At 34.7% G+C, this 26,514-nt stretch carries 24 protein-coding genes and 5 tRNA genes; 19 read left to right on the plus strand and 10 right to left on the minus strand.

Annotated elements, in window-relative coordinates:
- Positions 1–77: 77 nt before the first annotated feature.
- Positions 78–1,526, plus strand: coding sequence for an APC family permease (locus J3U19_RS09185; protein WP_267341657.1), 1,449 nt, complete (start codon positions 78–80; stop codon positions 1,524–1,526).
- A 105-nt stretch (positions 1,527–1,631) separates the two neighbouring features.
- Here the strand turns inward: J3U19_RS09185 and rimL are convergent, their stop codons facing one another.
- From rimL to J3U19_RS09205, 4 genes are all read right to left on the minus strand, one after another.
- On the minus strand, positions 1,632–2,183 hold the full coding sequence (gene rimL / locus J3U19_RS09190; RefSeq protein WP_267341658.1) for a 50S ribosomal protein L7/L12-serine acetyltransferase: 552 nt from the start codon (positions 2,181–2,183) through the stop codon (positions 1,632–1,634).
- Between the two features lie 183 nt (positions 2,184–2,366).
- Positions 2,367–3,728, minus strand: coding sequence for a PTS ascorbate transporter subunit IIC (locus J3U19_RS09195; RefSeq protein ID WP_267346124.1), 1,362 nt, complete (start codon positions 3,726–3,728; stop codon positions 2,367–2,369).
- Positions 3,729–3,748: 20 nt separating this feature from the next.
- On the minus strand, positions 3,749–4,021 hold the full coding sequence (locus J3U19_RS09200) for a PTS sugar transporter subunit IIB (RefSeq protein ID WP_267341661.1): 273 nt from the start codon (positions 4,019–4,021) through the stop codon (positions 3,749–3,751).
- 31 nt (positions 4,022–4,052) lie between these two features.
- The gene (locus J3U19_RS09205) at positions 4,053–4,496 is read right to left on the minus strand and encodes a PTS sugar transporter subunit IIA (protein ID WP_267341663.1); all 444 of its coding nucleotides are present in this window, start codon (positions 4,494–4,496) and stop codon (positions 4,053–4,055) included.
- Positions 4,497–4,824: 328 nt separating this feature from the next.
- Between J3U19_RS09205 and J3U19_RS09210 the strand changes: the two genes are divergently transcribed.
- A complete protein-coding gene (locus tag J3U19_RS09210; protein WP_267341664.1) occupies positions 4,825–5,856 on the plus strand; it encodes a LacI family DNA-binding transcriptional regulator in 1,032 nt (343 codons plus the stop codon).
- Positions 5,857–5,982: 126 nt separating this feature from the next.
- Here J3U19_RS09210 and J3U19_RS09215 read toward each other — a convergent pair.
- Together J3U19_RS09215 and tgt are read right to left on the minus strand one after the other, a co-directional pair.
- Positions 5,983–6,059, minus strand: a tRNA-Pro gene (locus tag J3U19_RS09215).
- Positions 6,060–6,119: 60 nt separating this feature from the next.
- Positions 6,120–7,268, minus strand: coding sequence for a tRNA guanosine(34) transglycosylase Tgt (tgt, locus tag J3U19_RS09220; protein WP_267341665.1), 1,149 nt, complete (start codon positions 7,266–7,268; stop codon positions 6,120–6,122).
- 212 nt (positions 7,269–7,480) lie between these two features.
- On the opposite strand from tgt, the gene J3U19_RS09225 reads away from it, so the two are divergent.
- Positions 7,481–8,086 carry a M48 family metalloprotease gene (locus tag J3U19_RS09225; RefSeq protein ID WP_267341666.1) on the plus strand — a complete coding sequence of 202 codons (606 nt, stop codon included), beginning with the start codon at positions 7,481–7,483 and terminating at the stop codon, positions 8,084–8,086.
- Between the two features lie 95 nt (positions 8,087–8,181).
- Here J3U19_RS09225 and queA read toward each other — a convergent pair whose 3' ends face one another.
- A complete protein-coding gene (gene queA, locus J3U19_RS09230) occupies positions 8,182–9,219 on the minus strand; it encodes a tRNA preQ1(34) S-adenosylmethionine ribosyltransferase-isomerase QueA (RefSeq protein WP_267346125.1) in 1,038 nt (345 codons plus the stop codon).
- A gap of 192 nt (positions 9,220–9,411) precedes the next feature.
- Between queA and J3U19_RS09235 the strand changes: the two genes are divergently transcribed.
- Complete coding sequence (locus tag J3U19_RS09235; protein WP_267346127.1) at positions 9,412–10,167, plus strand: M48 family metalloprotease; 756 nt, start codon at positions 9,412–9,414, stop codon at positions 10,165–10,167.
- 355 nt (positions 10,168–10,522) lie between these two features.
- Here the strand turns inward: J3U19_RS09235 and J3U19_RS09240 are convergent, their stop codons facing one another.
- Positions 10,523–11,737, minus strand: a complete 1,215-nt coding sequence (locus tag J3U19_RS09240) for a pyridoxal phosphate-dependent aminotransferase (RefSeq protein WP_267341670.1) — start codon at positions 11,735–11,737, stop codon at positions 10,523–10,525.
- A gap of 145 nt (positions 11,738–11,882) precedes the next feature.
- On the opposite strand from J3U19_RS09240, the gene J3U19_RS09245 reads away from it, so the two are divergent.
- The 7 genes from J3U19_RS09245 to J3U19_RS09275 all read left to right on the plus strand — a co-directional run bounded on the left by J3U19_RS09245 (position 11,883) and on the right by J3U19_RS09275 (position 18,847).
- Positions 11,883–12,152, plus strand: a complete 270-nt coding sequence (locus tag J3U19_RS09245) for an ACT domain-containing protein (RefSeq protein ID WP_267341672.1) — start codon at positions 11,883–11,885, stop codon at positions 12,150–12,152.
- Between the two features lie 34 nt (positions 12,153–12,186).
- Positions 12,187–13,542, plus strand: coding sequence for a PFL family protein (locus tag J3U19_RS09250; protein WP_267341674.1), 1,356 nt, complete (start codon positions 12,187–12,189; stop codon positions 13,540–13,542).
- A 307-nt stretch (positions 13,543–13,849) separates the two neighbouring features.
- A complete protein-coding gene (locus J3U19_RS09255) occupies positions 13,850–14,326 on the plus strand; it encodes a PTS sugar transporter subunit IIA (protein WP_267346128.1) in 477 nt (158 codons plus the stop codon).
- 9 nt (positions 14,327–14,335) lie between these two features.
- Positions 14,336–14,614 (plus strand): PTS sugar transporter subunit IIB, encoded by a 279-nt coding sequence (locus tag J3U19_RS09260; protein ID WP_267341677.1) that lies wholly within the window; start codon positions 14,336–14,338, stop codon positions 14,612–14,614.
- Between the two features lie 9 nt (positions 14,615–14,623).
- Entirely contained in the window at positions 14,624–16,003 is a 1,380-nt protein-coding gene (locus tag J3U19_RS09265) for a PTS galactitol transporter subunit IIC (RefSeq protein ID WP_267341679.1), read from the plus strand.
- Positions 16,004–16,050: 47 nt separating this feature from the next.
- Positions 16,051–18,156, plus strand: coding sequence for a BglG family transcription antiterminator (locus J3U19_RS09270; protein WP_267346130.1), 2,106 nt, complete (start codon positions 16,051–16,053; stop codon positions 18,154–18,156).
- Positions 18,157–18,184: 28 nt separating this feature from the next.
- Positions 18,185–18,847, plus strand: a complete 663-nt coding sequence (locus tag J3U19_RS09275; RefSeq protein WP_267346131.1) for a class II aldolase/adducin family protein — start codon at positions 18,185–18,187, stop codon at positions 18,845–18,847.
- A gap of 185 nt (positions 18,848–19,032) precedes the next feature.
- On the opposite strand, the gene dhaL is transcribed toward J3U19_RS09275, so the two are convergent.
- Together dhaL and J3U19_RS09285 are read right to left on the minus strand one after the other, a co-directional pair.
- Positions 19,033–19,662, minus strand: coding sequence for a dihydroxyacetone kinase subunit DhaL (dhaL, locus tag J3U19_RS09280; protein ID WP_267341683.1), 630 nt, complete (start codon positions 19,660–19,662; stop codon positions 19,033–19,035).
- 1 nt (position 19,663) lies between these two features.
- Positions 19,664–20,668, minus strand: coding sequence for a dihydroxyacetone kinase subunit DhaK (locus J3U19_RS09285; protein ID WP_267346132.1), 1,005 nt, complete (start codon positions 20,666–20,668; stop codon positions 19,664–19,666).
- 354 nt (positions 20,669–21,022) lie between these two features.
- On the opposite strand from J3U19_RS09285, the gene J3U19_RS09290 reads away from it, so the two are divergent.
- The 8 genes from J3U19_RS09290 to J3U19_RS09325 all read left to right on the plus strand — a co-directional run.
- Positions 21,023–21,586 carry a hypothetical protein gene (locus J3U19_RS09290; protein WP_267341687.1) on the plus strand — a complete coding sequence of 188 codons (564 nt, stop codon included), beginning with the start codon at positions 21,023–21,025 and terminating at the stop codon, positions 21,584–21,586.
- Positions 21,587–21,869: 283 nt separating this feature from the next.
- The gene (gene tcdA, locus J3U19_RS09295; RefSeq protein ID WP_267341688.1) at positions 21,870–22,673 is read left to right on the plus strand and encodes a tRNA cyclic N6-threonylcarbamoyladenosine(37) synthase TcdA; all 804 of its coding nucleotides are present in this window, start codon (positions 21,870–21,872) and stop codon (positions 22,671–22,673) included.
- A gap of 317 nt (positions 22,674–22,990) precedes the next feature.
- Complete coding sequence (gene adhE, locus J3U19_RS09300) at positions 22,991–25,687, plus strand: bifunctional acetaldehyde-CoA/alcohol dehydrogenase (RefSeq protein WP_267346133.1); 2,697 nt, start codon at positions 22,991–22,993, stop codon at positions 25,685–25,687.
- Positions 25,688–25,840: 153 nt separating this feature from the next.
- Positions 25,841–25,916, plus strand: a tRNA-Thr gene (locus J3U19_RS09305).
- Between the two features lie 33 nt (positions 25,917–25,949).
- Positions 25,950–26,034 (plus strand) — tRNA-Tyr (locus J3U19_RS09310).
- A gap of 57 nt (positions 26,035–26,091) precedes the next feature.
- A tRNA-Gly gene (locus J3U19_RS09315) sits at positions 26,092–26,166 on the plus strand.
- 3 nt (positions 26,167–26,169) lie between these two features.
- Positions 26,170–26,245, plus strand: a tRNA-Thr gene (locus J3U19_RS09320).
- 184 nt (positions 26,246–26,429) lie between these two features.
- On the plus strand, positions 26,430–26,514 hold an 85-nt coding region (locus J3U19_RS09325; RefSeq protein ID WP_010312103.1), incomplete at its 3' end, for a GTP-binding protein.

The following is a 26,514-nucleotide window of genomic DNA, read 5'->3' on the forward strand; positions in this document are numbered from 1 at the left end:
TTTCTTGTATTTTATTGATAAATCCCTATCATAAATCTATTTTGCTCGCTAATTTAATATGTTTTAAGAGGACCTGTATGGAAGATCACAATTTAGAAAATAATTTACGGAAAGATCTTGGTTTAGTTTCTGCATTGTCACTGGTGGTTGGTATGGTTTTAGGGGCAGGTGCATTTATGAAACCACCTGCCGTATTAGAAGTTGCTGGTGATTATAACTATGCATTATTAGCGTGGATTATTGGTGGTGTTTTTTCTATTTGTGGTGGATTAACACTTTGTGAATTGGGTGTTATGTTTCCACGTACAGGTGGTATGCTGGTTTATTTGGAAAAAATTTATGGCTCAAAAGTTTCCCATCTTTATGGTTGGATGATTACGGTGCTTTTTGCTCCGTCATTAGTTGGCGCATTGGTGGGGTATTTTAGTTCGGTATTTTGTCTGTTATTTGGCATAGATGATTCTTTTAAAATGGCGGTCAGTGCTGGTGTTTTAGGTTTTATTGCTGTTATTAATGCTATTGGCGTGAAACAAGCCGGTTATCTGCAAACGATTGCTACTGTTTGTAAGCTTATTCCTATTTTATTATTAGCGGTATTTGGACTATTGAAAGGCAATGGTCAAGTCGCATTATTTAGTACTAGTGGTCAAGGTATTGAAACTTATGCTCCGTTTGCTGTAGCGATTTTGGCCACTTTATTTGCTTATGATGGCTGGGCTCAAGTAGCCTCGGTTGCTGGTGAAATTCATAACCCTGCAAAAGTGTTACCTAAAGCAATCATTTTGGGTATTATATTTTTAGTTATTGTTTATGCTTGCATCAATATTGCATTATTTAAAATTTTTCCTGTACAAGAAATGGTATCACTCGGTCATGATGCATCGGCTGTTGCTTCACAACGTATGTTTGGCCATTTAGGTGGTAATTTAGTTGCTGTTGGCATTATGATCTCAATTTTAGGAGGAATTAATGGTTATATTATGACGTTATCTCGTACTATTTTTAGTATGGCAGAACGAGGAACCATCATTGGTGCACGTTATTTAAGTACAATTGATGATGATAGCCGCTCACCGGTTAATGCTATATGTGTATTAGTGATATTTTCTTTTTTATATTCGATCTTGCTTGATGCAGATCGTTTATCGGAAATCTCGATGTTTTCAATTTGGGTATTTTATTTATTAACATTTATCGGTGTTATCATTGCCCGTAAAAAGTATGCTAATGTTCCAAGATCTTATAAAGTAATTGGTTATCCAATTATTCCGATTATAGCTATATTGGGTGCTATGTATGTTATTTATGGTATGCTTGTTTATCAAACCTTTAATGGCATTGCGTCCATCATTCTGACATTAATTGGTTTACCTTTATATTATTATTACCATAGAAAGAATCAGAATAAAGAGCTTTCGCTTGGTAAAATGAAGAAATACAAAGTGAAAATGCAATATATTATCGCCATTTCTGCAATGATTATCGTTGCTCTGTTAGCTCTTTATGGTAATGTGGTTAGTAGATAATTATTGAATGTATAAAGCTTATCGTGAGATAGGTTATTTAAAAATGATAGAAATAAAAAACCGACATTAGTCGGTTTTTTTGTGCATAATTTCATCGTGATAATTTTAAAGGTACGTTGAAATTAGACCATAAATATTTTGATCATGATAAATTCCATTTAAGTATTCCGCCTGTTTAAGTGTGCCTTCATAGCTAAAACCGCATCGTTTTGCAACAGCATTACTTTTTGGATTATCTACAGAGCATTTGATAACAAATCGTTTAATTATTTTTTGTGATGCATAGTGATGAGTAAGAGCTTGAATGGCTTGAGTCATAATACCTTTACCTTCTGTTCGTTTATCGAGCCAATAACCAATATAAGCGGTTTTATTGTTTTTATCTATCTGATTGAAAGACAGTAAACCGACGAGGTTATTATCCAGTAAAATTAGATAAGTTTTGGTGAGATCTATTTGATGTTCAATTGTACAATTATCTAAGAAATTTGATGTGTCTGTTTCATTACTGACAAACTTCGTCCATGCCATATATTGACTAAAATTATCACGGTTTACATCAATAATATTGTATAACTTTGTCGAGTATCGTCGATCTGGTGGGACTAAGTGAATATGCTCATTGACAAAGATGCCTTGTTGATTGGGATTTGTCATTAACGATTCCTTTAAAAGAGTACAATCAATTTTTTATTAACACAAATTAAAGAATGATATAAATATAAGTTAGTTCATGAGTTGTAATTTTAATTGTGCTGTTACTGTACTTATAAAAACCTACCAGACCATTTGATCTGGTCATTGAATTGTTATCTTGTATTAATTAGAAACTTTTACGCTTTAATCATTTGCCGTTCTTTTATGGTTAAACAAGTAATTGTGGATGACCAATAGCGTAAAGATAGCAATAATAATCACCATTATTATGTCTTTATTGAACCATTTAGCCATATTACCCAAGATAATACCAATTCCACAGAAATCAACATCTGAGAAAGTCGTATTTGCAAAACCAAGTGAACCTAAAACAGGTAATAAAAGTACCGGTAAAAATGTGACTAATAAACCGTTAGCAAATGCACCAAGTATAGCACCTCGACGTCCGCCCATTGCATTACCGAAGACACCTGCCGTTGCGCCACAGAAGAAATGAGGAACCACGCCAGGTAGAATTAATACAGCATTTAACTGACCTAATACAAATAGACCAACTAATCCACCAAGGAAACTAAATAAAAAACCAATTAATACGGCATTAGGTGCATATGGGAAAACAACTGGACAATCTAAAGCTGGTTTGGCATTTGGCACAAGTTTTTCTGAAAAACCTGTAAATGCAGGGACAATTTCAGCAAGAATTAAGCGTACGCCTTGTAGAATAATAAATACACCAGCTGCAAAGGTAATTGCTTCGATAATTGCATAAACGAGGTAATTATCACCATTACTTAATGTTGTTTGGATATAATCAGGTCCTGCAAAAATGGCAAGAATTAAATAGATAATCATCATTGTTAATGAGATTGAAATTGAGCTATCACGTAAAAAACTGAGATTTTTAGGTAAATTCATCTTTTCTGTTGATCGAGAGTTTTTACCTACGACTTGACCAAACGCTCCCGCTAATACATAACCTAAGGTACCAAAGTGACCAAATCCAACATCATTATTACCTGTAATTTTACACATATAAGGTTGAGCTATCGCAGGGAAAAATGCCATTATTAACCCTAGTACTAATGCTCCAGTAAAGACTAATTGCCATCCTTCAAAACCTGCAACAGTTAGAATAATGCTGATCATACACGCCATATAAAATGTATGATGCCCAGTTAGAAAGATAAATTTTAAACATGTAAAACGCGCAACAACAATATTCGCAATCATCCCAAAAGCCATAATCAATGCTGTTGCTGCTCCATATTCATTTAATGCCATCGATACAATTGCTTCATTATTAGGAATGATGCCTTGTAATTTAAAGGCTTGCTCAAACATCATGCCTAAGGGTGTAATTGCACTGATGAGTACGCTTGCACCACCGCCTAAAACTAAAAATCCTAAAATCGTTTTAACCGTTCCTTTTACCGTATCAGCAAATGATTTGCGTTGGGCGATTAACCCAACCATAGCAATCATGCCAACTAACACAGCAGGTACTTTTAAAATATCAACGATAAATTTAACAACTTCTTGAATCATCGCAACACCTCATTATCCGATTATTGCTTAGCAAAATGTTCAACGAGCTTGGATTCCAAATCATTGATATCAATTATATTATTTAGAACCACAAGTTTATTACTAGGAATGCCAGAGCTGTCTGCTAAATCTTTGGTCATAACAAATACATCAGCCTGTTCAGGTGTTGCTGAGGCAAGATCTGCATGTGTTACTTCTGCTTCAATACTTAATTTTTTTAGAACTTTTTTGATATTCATTTCAACCATAAAACTGCTACCAAGACCTGAACCACAAACTGCCATAATTTTCATTTTATTTATCCCTTTCTTAATGTTATTAAATTTAATAGCGATTGATTACAGCCAAAATTTGATCACTGTTTTGTGCCTTAAAAATTGTCTGCATATCGTTTGATTCACTAAACAGACCAGCTAATTGAGTTAATATTTCAATATGGCTTGTACTGTCACTAGCGGCTAACAAAGTAATTAAATATACGGGGTCATTTTCTGTTGAATTGAATTTCACTCCTTGTTTGACCAATAGCATAGATAACCCTAATTGATTGACACCTTGCTCCGGTCTGGCATGTGGCATGGCAATGCCAGGCGCCAATACGTAGTAAGGTCCAATTGATTCATGCAATTGAATAATTGCTTGGACATAATTGGGTGAAATGGCATTATTTTCTAATAATGGTTTTGCACAAATTTGTATCGCTTCTTTCCAATCTTGAACAGAATCGACAATGTTGACTGCTTGGCTGGTTAACCATTTACCTAACATTTTTCCTCCATTAAAACCGATATCAATAATAGTTACTTTAAAAACTAACATACTAAATAAGAATAGAAATAAAAAAAAAATAGAAATGTGATAGCGCTATCAAAGTTGATGAAAATTTTTCTTATTTTGTGATGGAGATAACATTTTTAATACGACGAACATAAAATAGTTATTTAGACGTAATAGTATTATGTAAATCAGAGTGAGTTCAAATGAAGCTATCACACTTATATATTATTGATTATATGCTGTCTATTTTTCGTGTTTTGCTGTCATTAATATAACATTTATTAGTAAAAGTTTAGATTAAATTCAATCGGAATAAAAGATGCAAGAAATAAAGAAGCGTAAAACAACGGGACAAATTACTTTATTTGATGTTGCTAAATATGCAGGTGTCGGAACAATGACCGTATCCAGAGCTTTACGAACCCCAGATCGAGTTTCAGATAAACTTCGCCAAAAAATTCAAATTGCTGTTGATACGTTAGGATATAAACCCAATATTGCAGCAAGTTTGTTAGCTTCCGCATCAGCGAATCGAGTTATTGCTGTTATCACGACTAAAATATATGATCATTCAGCTCAACTATGGTTAAATTCGCTTCAAACACACTTAGCAAAAGCGGGGTATACAACCTTAATCATTGAATCTTATCATTATTACAAATTTGAATCACAAATGTTAGATGCTATATATAGTCACAATCTTGAAGCAATTTTACTATTCCAATTTGAAGATGAAGGTTTTGTTAAGCAGATTTTGAAAAATAAAATTGTTCCTATTTTGAATATTGGTAAGAATTATGATGGATTAACCAATATAAATATTGGAATAGATGACAGTTTGGCTATGTATATGCTAACTGAACATGTAATTAAAAAAGGTTATCAATACATTGGTTTACTTTGTGCTAACCAAGAATATCAAATTTTTCAACAGCGTTTACACGGATGGCATAAAGCAATGTTGGTCTATCATCTTCCTACGTATCGAATTATTAATGCCGCTAAACCAGCTAATTTTAGCACTGGAAGTGAGTTATTACCTGATATGTTATTAAATTGGCCAGAATTGGACGCATTAATTTGTACTTCCGATGAATTAGCTTGTGGTGTCCTGTATGAATGCCAACGTCGTCATATTCGAGTACCTCATCAGTTAGCGGTAAGTGGTTTTGGTGATAATGAGTTCAGCCAAGTGAGTTTTCCTGCATTAACAACCATCGCTTTACCATATAAAAAGATCGGTGAATATACGGCCACTTTGTTATTAGATAGTTTGAAGAATAAAAAAGCATCAGAAAAAACAGATTTGTCCGAATTAGCTCCAGTCATTCGATTGCGGGCTAGTGTTTAACTAGTTTTATAAGATAGATGATTTAAATTATATTACACTCGACTCGAACCTCTAATCAGTTCTCATCCTGTCAAAATACAGATAATAAAAAAGCCCACTTACTGAGTAGGCTTTTTTATTTGAAATTGGTCGGCGAGAGAGGATTCGAACCTCCGACCCACTGGTCCCAAACCAGTTGCGCTACCAAGCTGCGCTACTCGCCGTTAGGAAGCGCATAATACTGCGCTAACAAAAAAGTGTCAATACTTACCTAAAAAAATATGCTAGTTATTTTCAGATTTTGTAAATGGGGCAGGCGTTTTACCAATACGTTGATAAAATTCGATAACAAATTCTTCATAACGTTTGTTTGCTACAGCTTCACGGATCTCTGCCATTAGACGTTGGTAATAACGCAAATTATGAATAGTATTTAATCGTGCACCTAAAATTTCCCCACATTTATCTAAGTGGTGCAGATAAGATTTTGTATAATTTTTACATGTGTAACAATCACATTGAGGATCGAGCGGTGTCGTATCGTCTTTATATTTGGCATTACGGATTTTGATTACACCATTGGTTACAAAGAGATGACCATTGCGTGCATTACGTGTTGGCATTACGCAATCAAACATATCAATGCCGCGGCGAACACCTTCAACTAAATCTTCAGGTTTACCAACACCCATCAAATAACGAGGTTTATCAATCGGCAACTGCGGGCATGTACCTTCCAAAACACGATGCATATCCGCTTTAGGTTCCCCAACTGCAAGACCACCAACGGCATAACCATCAAAACCAATTTCCGTTAATCCTTTAATTGAGATGTCTCGTAATTCTTGATGGATACCACCTTGAACAATGCCAAATAGAGCATTTTTATTGCCTAGTTCATCAAAGCGTTTTCTGCTTCGTTTGGCCCAACGTAGTGACATTTCCATTGATTTTTTGACATAATCCCATTCGGCAGGATATGGCGCACACTCGTCAAATATCATGACGATATCAGAACCAAGATCATATTGGATTTCCATAGAAATTTCTGGAGATAAAAAGATTTTGTCTCCATTGATTGGATTTCTAAAATAGACACCTTCTTCTTTAATTTTGCGAATATCACCTAAACTAAATACCTGAAAACCACCTGAATCGGTTAAGATTGGGCCATGCCATTGCATAAAATCATGCAGATCACCATGTTTACGCATGATTTCTTGACCTGGTCTTAGCCATAAATGGAAAGTGTTACCTAATAAGATTTGAGCTCCCGTTGCGGCGACTTCTTCCGGTGTCATACCTTTTACCGTTCCATAAGTTCCGACAGGCATAAATGCAGGGGTTTCTACCGTATATTCGACTCCACGACGATCGAATTTCATACGCCCACGACGAGCTAAGCCGTCGGTATTATCTAATTCAAATTTCATTTATTTACCTCTTGCGACCAAATAAACAGTTTGGCGCGTATTATTGATATAATGCGTTGTGTATTATTACATTGCGATGCCTAGTTTATCGTGCTTGACTTGAATTAACAACTTTTGATGGGATTTTTAGAATTGTGAATTATGTGATATTGTTATTTTTATTATCATTAATATTTTTGTCGACCGCATGTCAAAATAACAGAAAATATTGTATGCCTAAACGCATACCATCTGAAGCAGTAAAAATTTTATCTGAACAAGATATTCTAGCAATTAGCAAGCAAGCGTGTAATGAAATGGATAATAAGGCAACGATTGCAGCTAATCATCATGCTTTAAGTAAACGGTTAACTAAAATAGCTGAAACATTGCCTAATAATATTCATAACATAAAAGTAAATTATAAAGTCTATTTAAATACTGAACCTAATGCATGGTCTACAGCAAATGGTTGTGTTCGAGTGAACAGTGGATTAATGAAATTATTAACGGATAATGAATTGCAAGCTGTATTGGCGCATGAGCACGGACATATTGCACTTAACCATGCTATTCAATCATTTCGACAAGCCCCGTATATTGAAGTTACCGATAAAGCTAATGAAATTGTTATCATTGTAAAACAAGAGATTGCTCAAAAGTATGAAATTGAGGCTGACGAGTATGCTCTTAATCTGTTATTAAAAGAAAAAATTGATCCAAGAGGTTTGGTAAATATGTTATTTAAAATGCCTATTCATGCATCAGAGCATCCAACATCTCATCCTTCAAATTTGTATCGTATTAATAATATTTTAGATAAATTAGATAATCAATAGATAGTAAAATTGATTTATTGGAAAAGTTACCAATCAAATTTGACCTATCCGCTTGATTAAGCAACTTTTCATTAAATATCGATAAGATTATAGAATTATTCATTAGATTGTTTGGTGATAAACATAGCATCACCATAACTAAAGAATCGATACTGTTGCTTGACAGCTTCCTGATAAGCATTCATTGTGTTTTCATATCCTGCAAATGCTGATACAAGCATAATTAATGTTGATTCAGGCAGATGAAAATTTGTGATCAGTGAATCAATGACATTAAAGTGGTAACCAGGATAAATAAATATCTGTGTATCAGCAAAAAAAGGAGCAATTTCTCCGGTTTTTTGTGCGGCGCTTTCAAGTGCTCTAACCGAAGTGGTACCCACAGCGATAACTTTATTACCTCTGGCTTTGCAGGCTAATACCGCTTTGACAACTTCTTCGGAAACCTCCGCGTATTCTGCGTGCATAATGTGCGTTTCGATATTTTCAACTCTTACCGGTTGAAATGTTCCTGCACCAACATGTAAAGTGACAAAAGCCATTTCAACCCCTTTTTGATTCAGTTTTTCTAATAAACTTTCATCAAAATGAAGTCCAGCCGTAGGCGCTGCAACTGCTCCAGGTACTTTATTGTAGACTGTTTGGTAAACTTCACGATCTTGGTCATCGTCAGGTCTATCAATATAAGGAGGTAAAGGGATATGTCCAATTTGATTCAAAATGGTAAGTACGTCGTCCGGAAATTGTAGTTCAAAAAGACTATCATGACGAGTTACCATAGTTACAGTAACAGTTGAGTTTTCTCCTAAGATTAATTCCATTCCCTCTTTAGGTGATTTTGACGCTTTTATATGTGCAAGTGCACGATTTCCATCTAATAATCGTTCAATGAGTATTTCAATTTTACCGCCAGATATTTTTTTCCCAAAAACACGTGCTGGTATGACTCGTGTGTTATTAAAAATAAGTAAATCGCCGGGATTAATTCTGTCTATAATGTCAGTAAAAATGCCATGGCTAATCTTACCTGTCTTTCCATCAAGCGATAAAAGTCGGCATGCACTTCGAGTTTCTGATGGATATTTGGCAATGAGTTCTTTAGGAAGTGTAAAATCGAAATCAGATAGTTGCATAAGTTTATACCTTAAAAAATGGATGACTAGTCTAAATCTCATATACTGAGTAATCAAGTAAATATTTTTCAAGTGTTAAAACAAGCAATTATTTATTGATTATTAATAAAGTTAGTTTAAAATTTCTTCGTCTAACTTAACTTATCTTTAGTTTAGATGGATATAAATAATTATTGAAATAAGGAAAATATTATGAAAAAACATCAAAAAACATTATTAATTGCCTTACCACTAGTTGCAACCATGTCTCTCACTGGTTGTAATATGAACCCAGATGATTTAGCTAACCTTGGCATGAAAGGTCTGAAAGCTGCAACATTAAGTGATGCTGATGTTAAACAATTAAGTAAAGATTCTTGTGCACAAATGGATGCTACGTCAAAAGTTGCTTCTGCAAACAGCGCTTACTCTAAAAGATTAAAGAAAATCGTTAAAGCTTTGGGTAACAAAGTTGATGGTACGCCTATTAACTATAAAGTATATATTACTAAAGACGTTAATGCTTGGGCAATGGCGAACGGTTGTGTGCGTGTCTATAGTGGTTTGATGGACTTAATGACAGATAATGAAATTCAAGGTGTTTTAGGACATGAATTAGGTCATGTTGCTTTAGGTCATAGTAAAAAAGCCATGCAAATTGCTTATGCAACCGAAATTGCTCAAGATGCCGCATCTGCATCTGGTAATGCAGCAGTTTCTTCAATCTCTAAATCTAAATTAGGTGCTTTAGCATCTACAGTAATTAATTCTCAATTCTCACAAAAACAAGAACAAGAAGCTGATAATTACGCATTTGATTACTTAGTTAAGAAAAAAATTAATCCATCAGGACTTGCAACTGCATTTGATAAATTAGGTGGCGGAGATTCTTCAATATTAAGCAGTCATCCATCTTCTAAATCCCGTGCAGCAAATATCCGCAAAAAAATTGCCCAAATAAAAAAATAAAACTCCTTTATTTTTAAAAGCGCCATTTATGGCGTTTTTTATCTAACTTTTATGCAATTATTTTTCTATATTGATAAAAACCATCGTCAGTGATTTTATTTTTCTTCTCCTGATCTATTAAGTAATGTTCGGTTCTTTTCTAATATTGAGTATAGTTACGATGAGATGTTGAAAAGCAATGTAGTGGAAATAATCAGTCTTACTCAATGAGAAAAGTAGATCTTATTTATAAACAGTCACTCACAGTATTAAGGTTAAATATCAAACAAATTGAAAAGCACTTGACAGAATTAATGTGGTTTATTACCCAATTTAATATTTTGATATCCTAACCCCAGCGGTGACTGGGGTTATTTTATTGTTTATAGGAAGATAAGAATTTAGCGAATCTTTCAATAGCATCTTCAAGTTCACCAATATGAGGTAAGGCGACAATCCTAACATGATCAGGTTGATGCCAGTTAAATCCAGTGCCTTGTACCAGTAATACTTTTTGTTGCAGTAAAAAATCTAAGACTAATTTTTGATCGTTATGAATATTGAATTTTTTCTGATCAAGTTTTGGGAACAAATACAAAGCACCTTGTGGTTTAGTACATGATACGCCAGGGATATCATTGAGTAATCGCCATGCCAACATACATTGATCGTAGAGTCGCCCTCCGGGAACAATAAACTCATTAATACTTTGGTATCCTCCTAAAGCAGCTTGAATGGCATGTTGCAGTGGCACATTTGCACATAAACGCATTGACGCCAGCATATTTAAACCTTCAATATAGCCTTTTACGTGCTGTTTTGGTCCACAAAGAGCCATCCACCCTTGTCGAAATCCTGCTGTTCGATACGTCTTTGATAAACCACTCATGGTTATGACAAAAAGATCGGGAGCCAAGGCTGCAATTGAATGATGAACAGCATCATCATATAAAATTTTATCGTAAATTTCGTCAGCGAAAATAATTAAATTATTTTGTCGAGCAATTTCAGCAATCTCAAGTAACACTTCCTTACTGTAAACCGCACCCGTTGGATTGTTGGGATTAATAATCACAATTCCTTTTGTTTTGGAAGTAATTTTGTGCTTAATGTCTTCTAAATCGGGTGACCAATTGGACTCTTCATCACAGAGATAATGGACTGCATTCCCTCCAGATAGACTAATTGCGGCTGTCCATAATGGATAATCAGGCATTGGAACCAAAATTTCATCCCCATTATTGAGTAGTGCTTGCATTGACTGTACGATTAATTCTGAAACACCATTTCCTATGTAGATATCTTCAACATCTAAATCTGTAATTCCTCTCGATTGATAATGTTGCATAATTGCTTTGCGAGCAGAATAGAGACCTTTTGAATCACAATATCCTTGTGAAGTGGGGAGATTGCGAATGACATCAACTAATAATTCATCTGGAGCGGTAAAACCAAACGGGGCGGGATTTCCAATATTGAGTTTAAGAATCGTTTGACCTTCTTCTTCGAGACGCTTTGCATGTTCAAGAATTGGTCCACGTATGTCATAACAAACATGATCCAATTTATTGGATTTTTGGAAATTTACCATAATTCTGCCCTTTCTATTTATTGTGATAATTTTTTATTTTTTAATTAAAAAAATAATCTACTCCTATTTCGATAATTTTTGAAGATGTTATTATAATTAGCTTAGGAAATGTCTTTTGATTGTGTAAAATTTGTGCGGGAGTGTTATGAAAACTATTTTAACGGTAATCGGTAAAGATCGAACGGGGATTATTGCAGGTATCAGTCAGAAGTTATATGAGTTAAATATTAACATTTTAGATGTAAGTCAAACGATTATGGGTGAATATTTTACCATGATTATGTTATTGGATTTATCGAAAATTGATATGTCATTTGATGATGTGAAGACTGCATTGACTCAAACGGGCGACAATCTAAAAGTAAAAGTGAATATTCAACGGGAAGAAATTTTTGATGCAATGCATCATTTATAATTTAAATTTTGTACTTTATTAAAGGATAATACTTATGGAAACCAAACAAATCCTCGAAACGATTAAAATGATTGAGGAAGAAAAACTCGATATTCGTACAATTACCATGGGTATTTCACTTCTGGATTGTATTGACAGTGATGGTGAAAAAGCACGTCAAAAAATCTATAAAAAAATTACGCGATTAGCTAAAAATCTGGTTAAAGTTGGGGATGAAATTACTTCAGAATTTGGCATTCCAATTATTAATAAACGCATTTCAGTTACCCCTATTTCGTTAATTGCTGGAGCGAGTGACGATAAAGATTATGTTGAATTTGCTAAAACGCTTGATGCAGCAGCTAAAGCTGTGGGGGTTAACTTTATTGGTGGTTTTTCAGCGTTGGTACAAAAAGGATGCCATAAAGGTGATGAAATTCTAATTAAATCAATTCCTCAAGCATTAGCACAAACAGAAAGAGTCTGTTCATCAGTTAATGTCGGCTCTACGCAAACAGGCATCAACATGAATGCTGTAAAATTAATGGGGCAGATCATTAAAGAAGCTGCGGCATTAACAGCCGATAATAGCAGTATGGCATGTGCTAAATTAGTGGTATTTGCTAATGCGGTTGAAGACAATCCTTTTATGGCTGGGGCATTTCATGGTGTCGGTGAAGCCGATTGTGTCATTAATGTGGGGGTCAGTGGTCCTGGTGTCGTTAAACGAGCGCTTGAAAAAGTGAAAGGTGAGCCGTTTGATGTTGTTGCTGAAACGATCAAAAAAACCGCATTTAAAATTACTCGAATGGGACAGCTTGTTGGTAAAGAAGCATCAGAGCGTTTAGGCGTAAAATTTGGTATTGTTGATTTATCTTTAGCGCCAACTCCTGCTATTGGTGATTCTGTTGCCCATATTTTAGAGGAAATGGGATTAGAAGCTGTTGGCACTCATGGAACAATTGCAGCACTGGCTATGCTAAATGATGCAGTTAAAAAAGGTGGTGTAATGGCATGTGGGCATGTGGGGGGCTTAAGTGGCGCCTTCATTCCTGTATCGGAAGATGCGGGGATGATTGATGCAGTAAATAATGGCGCATTAAATTTGGAAAAACTTGAGGCTATGACGTGTGTTTGCTCAGTAGGGCTTGATATGATAGCCATTCCTGGTGATACTCCAGCTGAAACCATTTCGGCAATTATCGCTGATGAAGCTGCTATTGGTGTTATTAATCACAAAACTACCGCGGTGCGAATTATTCCAGCGGTTGGTCTAAAAGTCGGAGATAATATTGAATTCGGTGGGTTACTTGGGCATGCACCTGTGATGTCAGTCAATAAATATTCCTCTAGTGATTTTATCCATCGTGGTGGACGAATTCCGGCTCCAATTCATTCATTTAAAAATTAATTCATTTTTAATAAATTGGTTGTTTATATTATACACCGTCTGTAAAAAGCAGACGGAAGTCAACCGATTTATATTCTATTCTTCCTTCAGAAATATCTTTTACTCGCTTGGTAAAATTATTATCACTGAAGTTATAACGCTCCCTATGATGTGCAATATCATGGCGACTTTTTGGTATCAAATCCATTCGTGTCTTTTATTTTTATTTCCTAAAATCAATCACATCTAAACAGTACTTATTTAATTCAAGCAATAGCCAACAATCAGTATTTTAAAATTTGATGATCACAGAATGATGGAGGATGAAATGGGGAATGAATCTAGCGACCAAATTTTTTTTGAAGATTTGATTCTTTTAGATAAAGACTTCCAAAATACAAATCAATTTTTTGAATTCACATTTTCTGTCTTAAAAAAGAAAAAGTATGTTACTCACTCCTTCTTAGAGGCAATTAAAAAAAGAGAATCTTCATTCCCAACCGCTTTACCTACTGAACCTTATATCGTTGCTATGCCTCATACTGACATTGAACATGTGATTAAGCCATTTATCTTTTTTACTCGACTCAAAGGAACCATTCCATGGTGTGAAATGGCAAATAACGACCATGTTTTAAATGCTAATTTTGTTTTTTTACTTGGATTTAATGAAAAAAATGGACATATTGATTTGTTACAAAAATTAATGTCCCACTTTGTCAATTCAGGTTTTTTAGAGTCGCTTTTTCATGCAAAAAACAAACATGAAGTTTTTACATTACTAACGTCGAATATTAATCTATAAGGAGGCAATATGAAAAAAGTTATTGTTGCATGTGGCAGTGGAGTTGCTACATCTCAAACTGTTGCAAGTAAAGTTACACGTTTATTAAAAGAACGAAATCTTGATGACATAAAGGTCGAAGTTGTCGATCTAAAATCGGTTGATGCTCACATCAAAAATAGCGCGGCATACATAGCGATAACCAAAATTGAAAAACAATATCCTATCCCAGTAATTAATGGCATTGCATTTTTAACGGGAATAAATATGGAAGCTGAGTTACAAAAAATTATCGATGCCTGTAAATAGGAGTGCATTATGGACTTTCTTGCAACAATGATAAATTATATTTTAAATTTAGGTGCTCCAGTCTTTGTACCTTTCATTATGCTTATTGCTGGCTTAATTGTACGAATGAAATTTAGAGAAGACGCATCAGCCGCTATTACGCTAGGTGTTGCATTTGTGGGTATGAGTATGTTGATTGGTTTTATGGTTGGTGCCATTGGCTCAGCTGCACAAACAATGATGGAACGTACAGGCATTGAGCTTAGTATTGTTGATGGCGGTTGGACGACTATGGCAAACGTATCTTGGGCTTGGCCGTATGCTTTTCTTATGTTTCCTTTACAAGTGGGCGTCAATATTTTAATGCTGGTCTTAAGAAAGACCGATACATTTAACGCTGATTTATGGAATGTATGGGGCAAAATCTTTACTGCATTTATTGTTGTCGCAGTAGCTACACCTATTTTAGGTCCTCTTGTGGCATTAATTCTTGCTTTTATTATTGCCATACTCCAAATCATATTGGAACTCAATTCTGGTGATATAAATCAACATCGTATTGAAAAATTAACTGGTATTCCTGGGGTGACGTGTACCCATCGAATGTTATTTTTCTGTGCGATTTATTATCCTTTTGATCTGCTACTTCGCAAAATCCCTATTTTAAATAAACCGATGGATGCAGCAACATTACGTGCCAAAATTGGTATTTTTGCTGAAAATCATGTTATTGGTTTTTTATTAGGCGTGACCTTTGGAATTATTGCTGGTTATGATGTAGCAGCCATCTTAATGTTAGGAGTGCAAGCCGCTACTGCATTGATGTTATTTCCAATGATTTCTAAATTATTTATGCAAGCGCTCTCGCCAATTTCTGAAGCAATTAGTGATTATATGAATAAGCGTTTTTCTGGACGGAAATTGTTCGTAGGTTTGGACTGGCCATTTATGGGCGGGGCTAGTGAGATTTGGTTTAGTGTAATTGTTGCTATTCCGGTTACTTTAATTTGGGCAGTTATTTTACCGGGCAATAAAATTCTACCATTTGCTGGCATTATTAACATTGCTCTTATTGTTCCAGCTTATATTTTGACTAAAGGTAATACTTTAAGAATGGTGATTTTAGCAATTATAGGTGTGCCATTTTTTTTATTTGTTGGTACCCAATTTGCGCCTATTATTACAGATTTAGGATTATCAACAAAAGCAATTGATATTCCAGCCAATCAATTGATTTCAAACAGCTCTATTGATGCACCGATTTTTACCTATGCGTTTTCTTTTATTTGGCAATGTTTGCAAGGTTATTTTATACCCTTAATTTTTGCTGTCTATTGGTGTGTCGGGTATTTCTTTTATTCCCGTGAGCTGCGCAGAGAAACACTACAAGATTTAGCTAAAAATAATTGATAAATGAGTATTTAAGCTTTCGTTGGAAATAGTTTTTGGTCTCTCTGATGGTAATGATCATCAGACAACGAACAAAAGGTAATTGTGATATGGTTGTTGATAAGAGAATTCATACTGTCCTAAATGCCTTGATTCAAAATCCAAGTATCAGTGGTGTAGAACTTCAAGCTGAATTTGGGTTAACACGCAAACAGCTTAGTTATACCTTTAAGAAAATTAATGATTTTCTTGAGTCTTCTAATCTTGAATTAATTAAACGTTTTAAAACAGGAAAATTTAGTGTACCAAAACATGTCATTGAAACATTTAGAGATGAACCTGTTTCCAAAACTATCGGACGTTATATATATTCGGAAGATGAGCGTGTCCATTTGCTTTTGTTCTTTTTATTAACTCGAACCGAAAGATTGTCCTTGATACATTTATCTTCCGCTCTTACTGTTAGTCAAAATACCGTTATTAATGACATAAAAAAAGTACAAATAATGATGGTGCAATATCATCTTCAAATAAGTTACGACCGTGAAAATGGTTACAGAATTGTCGGTAACGAAATTGACAAGCGTTATTTGTTGCTGGAATTAATTCGTAGAATTATCAGTATGCCTATCGCAGATAAAATTTTTAAACAAAATGATATTATTACCCAAGGCGGATTAGAACAAGTAGGACAAGTATTTAGTGAAATAGAGAAAAAATTAAAAATTATTTTTACCGATGAGCAGTTACAAGAACTGACCTATTTTATTTGTTTTATGTTAAGGCGCATTGAATCGAATAAAAAAATTGAATATTTACCAAAAAATTATGCTGAAGTTGCTAATAGCCGTGATTTTCAACTGATGAAAAAGTTGATTGAAAAATTTGGTATTACCGATTTAAATGAGCAGATTTTTTTAACCATTCTTGTGCAAAGTTCAAATATCCAAACGTTATCCGATAAATATTTCCATTTAGATACAGTCTTATTGGAAAGCGCTGTTGAAGTGATTAATAATTTTGAGCAGATTAGCTGTATTACTTTTAAGGATAAAAGTGAACTTATTGAACGCATTTACCAACATTGGAAACCCGCCTATTATCGAATTCGTTACCACATTACCAATATTAATAGTGTCTATGACATCGTATTACAAGAGTTTGGTCATTTGCATGAAATGGTACGAAAAGCCATCGCACCATTTGAAAAAATTTTGCATGGTAACATGCCTGATGAAGAGGTCGCTTTTATTACGGTTTTATTCGGTGGTTGGTTAACTCGTGAAGGTTTGATAAATCAAATTAAAACCAAAAAAATCGCAATTGTTGTTTGTGAAAATAGCGCAACGGTTTCAACTTATCTTTATTTAACTTTACAGGTCTTACTACCTGAATTGCATTTCTCCGATGCGATGTCAAAACGTGAGTTTGAAAAATATAATCATTATTATGATATTGTGTTTTCAACATCATATTTATCGACGGATAAACTTTTATTTATTGTTAATCCTTCCGTTAATAATTTTCATAAAAATGCTTTTCGTAATCAGGTGATCGGTACTTTACAAGGAATTGATCCAAGCATCATTCAAGTTGAAGAGCTCATGTTAATTATTGAAAAGTTCAGTAATATAAAAGAGCGAAAAGCTTTACAAAAAGAGTTAACCGCATATTTGTATAACGATGAAGTAAATGATAATCCTTTACGCATTACTCAACAGGAAATTCCATCGCTTGCTGATTTAATGCAACAAGAACATATCAATATAGCGCAATTAGTCGATCTTTCATGGCAAGATGCACTTGAACTAGCCGCTAAGCCACTTTTAAGTAATCAATCTATTGAGCGTTGTTATCTTGAAAGAATGGTTAACAAAATTCAATTTGAACAACCTTATATTATGTTGGTGGATGGTTTAATTATTGCTCATGCTGGAATAGATGATGGTGTTAATAAAGTAGCCATGTCGTTGCTTAAATTCCCCCAGAAAATTGATATTTGTGGTTACATTCAAGCAGATTTAATCGTTGTTCTTGCGACCAATAATCCACAAAAACATCTTAAAGCTTTAGCTCAATTAAATGAATTATTAGAACTTCATGACGGAGCAGCAAATATACGAAAAGCAAACGATAGCCATGAAATTAGGAAATTGTTTGCACACTATCAATGAATATTTTGCCAAAAACAGGAGTCATAAAATGTTAGAGATTCAAAAACAGAAGGTTGTTGATATGGCACAAAAATCCAGCGAATGGGGATTATGTAAACATAAAGCTGGTAACTCAAGTGTTAGAGATGAACAAACTGGGTATGTGCTGGTAACACCAACAACCATTGACAAAAAATTATTAACCATTCGGGATATTGTGGTGATGGATCTTGATGGTAATATTATTGAAGCTGATTCAGGATTAAGACCTACAAGTGAATGTTTAATGCACCTTGAGATTTATAAAGCTCGTGAAGATATTTTTGCTGTATCACATACTCACTCTATTTTTGCTACTTCATTTGCAGTCTTATCAAGACCTATTCCAGCGGTCGTTTATGAATGTACTATTCTTAATTTAAAAGATGGCGTTATCCCTGTTGCACCTTACGGCAGACCAGGAACAACGGAACTTTCACATAGTGTTATAGAACCCATTAAACGTGCTGATGCGATTTTAATGGAAAAACATGGCGCTATAGCTGTGGATAAAGATCCTTATGAGGCTGTTTTAAAAGCTGCTTATATTGAGGAAATGGCTGAAATTTATTATCACGCATTGCTTATCAATGATGGTAAAGATCCAGGCGGTTTTCCACCAGAAGAGTTACAAAACTGGGCGTATCCTTCACAAATCAAATTTAAAAACTAATGTTTAATATTCTTTATTTTATAACGTAATAATTCAACATTACGTTATAAAATGCAGATGTTTTCATTTATTTTGATACTATTAACTGAAAGATCTTTTTTATTGTTGCTCAATAGGAGTTTTATAAACTGTTTTTACTCAATGTGATTTATTTAAATCCGCCGATGACCAGCGGATTATGTTATTTATTGCATTTGAATACATTCATTCATGTATTTTAAAATATATGCCATTGAAACCGACCCAGGATCCATATGCCCAATCGTACGGTCGCCTAAATTTTTAGCCCGCCCAAATACCGCAATCATTTGTTTGGTTTTTTCTGCGCCTTCCATTGCTGATTTAGCAATTGTTGGTAACGCTTCATTAAGTGTAAGTGAAGTTAATTCATTGGCTGCTTTTGCACCTGCTGCTAATGCATCTACCATCGTTTTATCTCCTGGTTCTGCATTACCACGTTGATATACTCCTTGCCAACCGGAATTAAGAAATTTAGCGAAGAGTTCAGAGTTTAATTCCATCGTGCCAGCAATACTTTTTCCGCCTGTCCTAAATAATGTTCCAAATATAGCACCTGAAGCTCCGCCCATACTTGTCATTAATTTTGTGCCAATTTGGGTAAATAAATCACCTATATCTTCAGGTTGAAAATTCTCATCATGGAGTAATTCAATGATAGATGTGAATCCTCGTTTTATCCCAATTCCATGATCACCGTCACCAATTATTTGATCTAAAGCTGTTAATTCTGGTTCGATTTCGACCATTCTTTGAGCAGTAAACAACATTATTTTACGAATGTGTGATAAATTCATTTTATTTTCTCCATCCAAGAGTTTGACAAGGTAGATCATAAAGACGTTGCAATTCATCATCTAATTTCATTACTGAGATTGAAAAACCTGACATTTCAAGTGATGTACAAAAATGCCCGACAGCAATATCGTGGCTGATAATACCTCGGTTATTAAGTTCAATTCCGACTTTGCGTGTTACCACTAATAGTTCTGTATTACTAAGTGCCCCTAAATTGTTAATCAGTACGCATACACGATCTCCTGTTTGAAAAGGTAAATCATCACACAGGCGATCTATCATCTCTTTGACCACTTCATCACTTGGTGTCATAGCTTGTCGATGTAATCCTGCCTCACCATGAATACCTATCCCAATTTCGATTTCATTTTCATCCAATGCAAAATTAAAATTATTTGATTGAGGTAAAGCACAGCCATCAAGTGCGACACCTATAGTGCGAACATTAACGTTAGCTTTTGATACAACTTGATAAAGATTTTCAAGATGGTATTTCTCAAATTGAGATGCAGCACCTGCAATTTTATATAAAAACATAATACCGGCTACACCACGACGGTTAGAAAGCTTGGATAAAGGAGCAGAGGCAATATCATCGGTTGCTCGAACAGTTTTAGTGACAATGTTTTGTTCCGCTAATAATTCGGCTGAAATATCAAAATTCATCCCGTCACCTGAATAGTTACCATATAAAAAAAGGACACCTTTACCATTTTCAATGGCTTTCGTGAGTTCAATTATTTGGTCTGGTGATGGTGAAGTAAATACTTCTCCTAATGCGCAACCATCAATGCCTCCTTCACCAATAAAACCGGCAAAAGTTGGTTCATGACCACTACCGCCTCCTGAAATAACTACCACTTGTTTGTTTGAGATATGGTTACCATAAACAGCACAATAATCTGAAATAGCCGTTAATTTACCATTATAGGCATAGACCAATCCTTGCATGACTTCTTGCCTTATGTTATTTGGATCATTAAGTAATTTTTTAGGCTTACGCATTGATTTTTCCTCTTTAATTGTTCATGTTTAATGGCATTTATTGTAGGTAAAACTAAAAAATCAAACGAACACATTTAATGACAAATAATATCCCTTTGGTTGCTCATCATAGGAAGCAACCTTTTCAACCATTTATTTAATAAAATACAACATCTGTTTGTAAAAAAGTTTGAGGTTATAGGTGTATTTGTGTAAAAACATTATTAATTCAATAAGATAAAATTTATTTAAATCATTGGTTTGATATTAGAAAAATTTTTGTTAAGGGATTCTCATATAAATTGCTAACTTGCACAATAAGGTTATAATCGATTTTCAAGCATGATGATTTGATGAATAAATAGAGTAGAGAGTATGAAAAATCTTGGAGCGATCTTTACTGCATGCATTTTAATAAACATGCCAACTAATCAAGCGTTATCTGTACCTAAAACGGATGAAATTTCAATTCAATCATCTGATAAAGTCTTGTCAAAATTTAAGTTACCAGAGAAAAGTCGATTTTTTACTATCGATTTTGAAAAAACTGAAGCGTTCAATTCTAATAATATCCAGAATTTCACTGATAATTATGTCGTGCTTTATAGTAATGATTTGAATGACGCAAGAATTTTAATTATTAATGAAGTTGTCGCTAATGAAAAAGAGGCCATGCAAATATTTCTTGGGCAAGCTAAAACGCGTGGTAATCCAAAACCAGAAATCAAACTTTATAATAACGTCAAATATATTGATGGTATTGATTCCAGATTAAACAGACGTTATATTCTTGTCCAACAATTTGATGAGGCTAACAGTTTAGTAACAATAAAATCTTTAGTCTATCGACTCAATACTAAAAATACTGATTTTTTTGATATCATAAACCCCATTGAACCACAGCAACTGGTTGATGAATTAATCAATTTTGCTAAATAATCATTTGTGATTGTATTCGTATTTTGACGAGAACTAACCACAATAAAAGTAAATGTTCTCACCTTTATAAAAGGACAGTAATTAAAAAGTTATTAATAGCTTTAAAAAAAACAGTTGAGTAACAATAAATACTAAAAATAATGGAGAAACGGTTAGAATTAAACATCTATTTTAGGATTATTACTCATGTAGAGGAGACCATCTATTGAGATTGGTTAACATATTGCGCTTGAATCTATGCGCTGTTAGTATGCTGGCATAATTTGATAGATGAATGGTAATTATGCAAAACACATTTTCAGAATCTTATTTTCAACGTTTTAGCGGAGTTGCACGATTATATGGTGAGTCTGCATTAACTTTTTTTTCTCGTGCACATGTCTGTGTGATTGGTATTGGCGGAGTAGGTTCTTGGGTTGCTGAATCACTCGCGCGTAGTGGTATAGGGCAAATTACCTTAATTGATATGGATGATGTGTGTGTTACTAATACTAATCGTCAGATTCACGCATTAAAATCTAATATTGGCAAACCTAAAACATCCGTCATGGCAGAACGAATTTTGCAAATTAATCCTGAATGTATTGTCAATGAAATCGATGATTTTATTAATATTGATAATGTTAGCCAATATTTGGGAACGAAACAAAATCCACGATATGATTATATTATCGATGCAATTGATAGCGTTCGTGATAAAGCAGCTGTCCTTGCTTATTGTAAGCGTCAAAAATTAAAAATGATTACAATAGGGGGGGCAGGAGGTCAAAAAGATCCTACACAAATAAAGATTGTTGATCTAGCAAAAACCATTCAAGATCCTTTAGCGGCTAAATTACGCGAAAAGTTAAAAAATGATTATAAGCTTAATAAAGACAGTAAAGGTAAATATTCCATCCCTTGCGTATTTTCGACTGAGCAGCTAACTTATCCAACTAAAAATGGTCAGATTTGTTTTGCTAAAAATCAAGCCGACAGTAATAAAAAAATGGACTGTGAATCAGGATTCGGAGCAATAACAACGGTAACAGCAACGTTTGGTTTTGTTGCTGTGAGTTATGTATTGAACAAATTATGTAACATATGATTATCTCTCTCAATTTAAAAAAATAGTTTTTATTTTTTTAAAATAAATTCTTTTAAAGGACAATTAACGTTTGACTAAAAATAATTGTCTTTTGAGTTCCTATTGTAAATATTTTTCTTTATTTACCTTCTAAAAGTCTAAATATATCTATTGATTTAAAAAACAATCTTTTTTTTTGTTCATATATTATTGTATAAAGCGCAAATCTGATTTACGATAATGCCAATTTCGTTTTGTAATTATGTCTAAGCATTAAAAAGTTTCAAGGAAGACGCCAAACGATCCCGGTTTATTTTTTATATTTCAAGGAGAAATCTATGGCAGTAACTAATATGAATGAGTTAAATGAGTTAATGACTCGTGTGAAGAAAGCACAAGAAACTTATTCAAATTATACTCAAGAGCAAGTCGACAAAATCTTCGTAGCAGCAGCAACAGCGGCCGCCGCAGCTCGAATCCCTCTCGCACAACAAGCAGTTGCAGAATCAGGAATGGGAATTGTTGAAGATAAAGTAATAAAAAATCTTTTTGCCGCAGAGTATATATTAAATAAATATCGTCACGATAAAACGTGTGGCGTAGTGGCTGAAAACGAACCATTTGGCACTATTACTTTAGCAGAACCTTTGGGCATCATTTGTGGTATCGTCCCAACTACCAACCCAACTTCTACCGCAATTTTCAAATCGTTAATCAGTTTAAAAACTCGCAATGCTATTGTCTTTTCACCTCACCCTCGAGCAAAAAAATCCACTATCGAAGCAGCCAAAATTGTATTAAATGCCGCAATTAAAGCTGGTGCACCGAAAGATATTATTGGTTGGATTGATGAGCCATCTATCGAATTGTCTAATGCTTTGATGCATCATGATGATATTGCAGCTATTTTAGCGACTGGTGGACCAGGTATGGTCAAAGCGGCATACAGCTCTGGTAAACCAGCACTAGGTGTTGGAGCAGGTAATACGCCAGTAATTATTGATGAAACGGCAGATTTGAAACGAGCTGTTGCTTCAGTACTGATGTCTAAAACATTCGATAATGGTATGATTTGTGCGTCAGAACAAGCGATCGTTGTAGTTGACTCTGTTTATGATGAAGTGCGTAGTTTATTATCAGAATATGGTGCATACGTTTTAAATGCTAAAGAAACTAGAGCAGTACAAGGCATTATATTAAATGATAAAGGCGCTTTAAATGCTAATATTGTAGGTCAACCAGCTATTAAAATTGCAGAATTAGCAGGATTTAAAGCTCCGGTAGGTTCAAAAGTACTTGTTGGTGAAGTAACTAAAGTTGATTTATCTGAGCCATTTGCGCATGAAAAACTTTCCCCTACTTTAGCAATGTTTAGAGCAAAAGATTTTACTGAAGCAGTTGAGAAAGCGGAAAAATTAGTAGAAATGGGGGGGATGGGTCATACCTCTGTACTTTATACAGATCAAGATAGCAACCGTGATCGTATTGATTATTTTGGCAGTAAGATGAAAACTTGCCGTATTTTAATTAATCAACCAGCTGCTCATGGTGGTATTGGTGATTTGTATAACTTCGATTTAGCGCCATCTTTAACATTAGGTTGTGGTTCTTGGGGTGGAAACTCGGTATCTGAAAATGTTGGACCGAAACACTTACTAAACAAAAAAACCATCGCTAAGAGAGCAGAAAACATGTTATGGCACAAATTACCAAGTTCTATCTATTTTAAACGGGGCTCATTGCCTGTTGCTTTAAGTGAAGTTGTCGAACAAGGCGCAAAACGAGTATTTTTAGTAACCGATAAATTCTTATTTAACAATGGTTACTCAAAACAAATCACTGATCAATTAGAATCGCAAGGCGTTATCTGTGAAACATTTTATGATGTTGAAGCCGATCCAACGTTAAGTGTGGTTCGAAAGGGTACTGAATCAATGACATCCTTCCAACCTGATACTGTTATTGCTTTAGGTGGTGGTTCACCAATGGATGCGGCTAAAATTATGTGGGTTCTTTATGAACACCCTGAGACCAAATTTGATGAGCTAGCATTACGCTTTATGGATATTCGTAAACGTACCTGCCATTTCCCTAATATGGGTAAAAAAGCGAAACTAATTTGTGTTACAACCACTTCTGGTACAGGTTCTGAAGTGACTCCTTTTGCTGTAGTTACTGATGATGCTACTGGTCAAAAATATCCTTTAGCTGATTATGCAATTACTCCAAACATGGCTATTGTTGATGCTAACTTAGTAATGAATATGCCAAAATCACTTTGTGCTGCGGGTGGTTATGATGCAGTAACTCATGCTTTAGAAGCTTATGTTTCAATTATGGCAACGGAGTTTTCTGATGGGCAAGCATTACAAGCATTAAGCATGTTAAAAGCTTATTTACCTGCTAGCTATAAAGAAGGGGCTAAAAATCCACTGGCTCGAGAAAAAGTACATAGTGCTGCAACATTAGCTGGTGTTGCTTTTGCTCAAGCATTTTTAGGTGTTTGTCACTCTATGGCGCATAAGATTGGTGCTGCATTCCATATTCCTCATGGGGTGGCAAATGCAATGCTAATTAGTAATGTGGTGCGTTTTAACGCAACCAATAAACCTACTAAACAAGGCACCTTTAGCCAATATGGTTATCCTAAAGCTGTTAGCCGTTATGCTGAGATAGCTGATCATTTAGGTTTAACTGCTGTAGCTGATAAAGATGAGAAGAAAGTTGAGAAATTAATTGGTTGGTTAGATCAATTAAGAAAAGAACTTGATATTCCATTCTCAATTAAAGAGTTTGGTGTGGATGAAAAGACCTTCTTGGCCCAAGTGGATCAACTTGCTGTTGATGCCTTTGATGACCAATGTACGGGTGCTAATCCACGTTATCCTCTAATTGCTGAATTAAAACAAATCCTACTTGATACATATTATGGTCGTGCATATCAAGATAATGGAGATATTAGCGAGGAAGTTGCTGTACATACAGCAGCCAAAGGCGTAGCAAGTACTAAGAAAAAAGCGTCAAAAAAGAAATAATTTAATACATTATTTTTGATCTAAAAAAAGCCTGAAATAGCCTAAATTTCAGGCTTTTTTGTATTTTTTGATTTATTTTTAAGCAAACAAAATAAAATTTGTTTTTTTTGCTTGCAAGGTTAAATGTTCTAGTACATAATGCGCAGCACTTAGGCCGGCTTAGCTCAGTAGGTAGAGCAACTGACTTGTAATCAGTAGGTCGCCAGTTCGATTCCGGCAGCCGGCACCATTTTCCTAAGTAGACAAATTAATAAAGATTCGGGGTGGGGTTCCCGAGCGGCCAAAGGGAGCAGACTGTAAATCTGCCGTGTCACACTTCGAAGGTTCGAATCCTTCCCCCACCACCATGTAATCTGATATTAGCAATAGCTAATCGAAGCATTTAGGTAGCCGAGTTTGAACATGCGGGCATCGTATAATGGCTATTACCTCAGCCTTCCAAGCTGATGATGCGGGTTCGATTCCCGCTGCCCGCTCCAATTGCTGATATAGCTCAGTTGGTAGAGCGCACCCTTGGTAAGGGTGAGGTCGGCAGTTCAAATCTGCCTATCAGCACCATTCTTGTTATTCTCCTAAACTTCTAAAAATATCGAATTTGCCTGCTTTAAAGCTTGTCACTATACAGCTTTATCTGTTATTATTCAGAGCTAATTTTAAGTTAGTATTATGTTGATAATTTAATATGATACTTGGTTAATGTGGTGATTCACCACCGATTTGTATTACATTTGAGGGACAATCAATGTCTAAAGAAAAATTTGAACGTACAAAACCCCACGTTAACGTTGGTACAATCGGCCACGTTGACCATGGTAAAACAACTTTAA

It is taken from the genome of Gilliamella sp. B2828 (assembly GCF_026537125.1).
In the GTDB taxonomy this organism is placed as follows: Bacteria; Pseudomonadota; Gammaproteobacteria; order Enterobacterales; family Orbaceae; genus Gilliamella.

Excerpts from the sequence above, each read along its gene's own strand:
- J3U19_RS09205 (WP_267341663.1), bottom strand. The coding sequence starts at position 4,496 with ATGTTAGGTAAATGGTTAACCAGCCAAGCAGTCAACATTGTCGATTCT.
- tcdA (WP_267341688.1), top strand. The coding sequence starts at position 21,870 with ATGCAAAACACATTTTCAGAATCTTATTTTCAACGTTTTAGCGGAGTT.
- J3U19_RS09260 (WP_267341677.1), top strand. The coding sequence starts at position 14,336 with ATGAAAAAAGTTATTGTTGCATGTGGCAGTGGAGTTGCTACATCTCAA.
- J3U19_RS09195 (WP_267346124.1), bottom strand. The coding sequence starts at position 3,728 with ATGATTCAAGAAGTTGTTAAATTTATCGTTGATATTTTAAAAGTACCT.
- J3U19_RS09245 (WP_267341672.1), top strand. The coding sequence starts at position 11,883 with ATGAAAACTATTTTAACGGTAATCGGTAAAGATCGAACGGGGATTATT.
- queA (WP_267346125.1), bottom strand. The coding sequence starts at position 9,219 with ATGCAACTATCTGATTTCGATTTTACACTTCCTAAAGAACTCATTGCC.
- J3U19_RS09285 (WP_267346132.1), bottom strand. The coding sequence starts at position 20,668 with ATGCGTAAGCCTAAAAAATTACTTAATGATCCAAATAACATAAGGCAA.
- tgt (WP_267341665.1), bottom strand. The coding sequence starts at position 7,268 with ATGAAATTTGAATTAGATAATACCGACGGCTTAGCTCGTCGTGGGCGT.
- rimL (WP_267341658.1), bottom strand. The coding sequence starts at position 2,183 with ATGACAAATCCCAATCAACAAGGCATCTTTGTCAATGAGCATATTCAC.
- J3U19_RS09275 (WP_267346131.1), top strand. The coding sequence starts at position 18,185 with ATGTTAGAGATTCAAAAACAGAAGGTTGTTGATATGGCACAAAAATCC.
- J3U19_RS09255 (WP_267346128.1), top strand. The coding sequence starts at position 13,850 with ATGGGGAATGAATCTAGCGACCAAATTTTTTTTGAAGATTTGATTCTT.
- J3U19_RS09200 (WP_267341661.1), bottom strand. The coding sequence starts at position 4,021 with ATGAAAATTATGGCAGTTTGTGGTTCAGGTCTTGGTAGCAGTTTTATG.
- J3U19_RS09240 (WP_267341670.1), bottom strand. The coding sequence starts at position 11,737 with ATGGTAAATTTCCAAAAATCCAATAAATTGGATCATGTTTGTTATGAC.
- J3U19_RS09225 (WP_267341666.1), top strand. The coding sequence starts at position 7,481 with ATGCCTAAACGCATACCATCTGAAGCAGTAAAAATTTTATCTGAACAA.
- J3U19_RS09210 (WP_267341664.1), top strand. The coding sequence starts at position 4,825 with ATGCAAGAAATAAAGAAGCGTAAAACAACGGGACAAATTACTTTATTT.
- adhE (WP_267346133.1), top strand. The coding sequence starts at position 22,991 with ATGGCAGTAACTAATATGAATGAGTTAAATGAGTTAATGACTCGTGTG.
- J3U19_RS09250 (WP_267341674.1), top strand. The coding sequence starts at position 12,187 with ATGGAAACCAAACAAATCCTCGAAACGATTAAAATGATTGAGGAAGAA.
- J3U19_RS09265 (WP_267341679.1), top strand. The coding sequence starts at position 14,624 with ATGGACTTTCTTGCAACAATGATAAATTATATTTTAAATTTAGGTGCT.
- J3U19_RS09290 (WP_267341687.1), top strand. The coding sequence starts at position 21,023 with ATGAAAAATCTTGGAGCGATCTTTACTGCATGCATTTTAATAAACATG.
- J3U19_RS09185 (WP_267341657.1), top strand. The coding sequence starts at position 78 with ATGGAAGATCACAATTTAGAAAATAATTTACGGAAAGATCTTGGTTTA.
- J3U19_RS09235 (WP_267346127.1), top strand. The coding sequence starts at position 9,412 with ATGAAAAAACATCAAAAAACATTATTAATTGCCTTACCACTAGTTGCA.
- dhaL (WP_267341683.1), bottom strand. The coding sequence starts at position 19,662 with ATGAATTTATCACACATTCGTAAAATAATGTTGTTTACTGCTCAAAGA.
- J3U19_RS09270 (WP_267346130.1), top strand. The coding sequence starts at position 16,051 with ATGGTAATGATCATCAGACAACGAACAAAAGGTAATTGTGATATGGTT.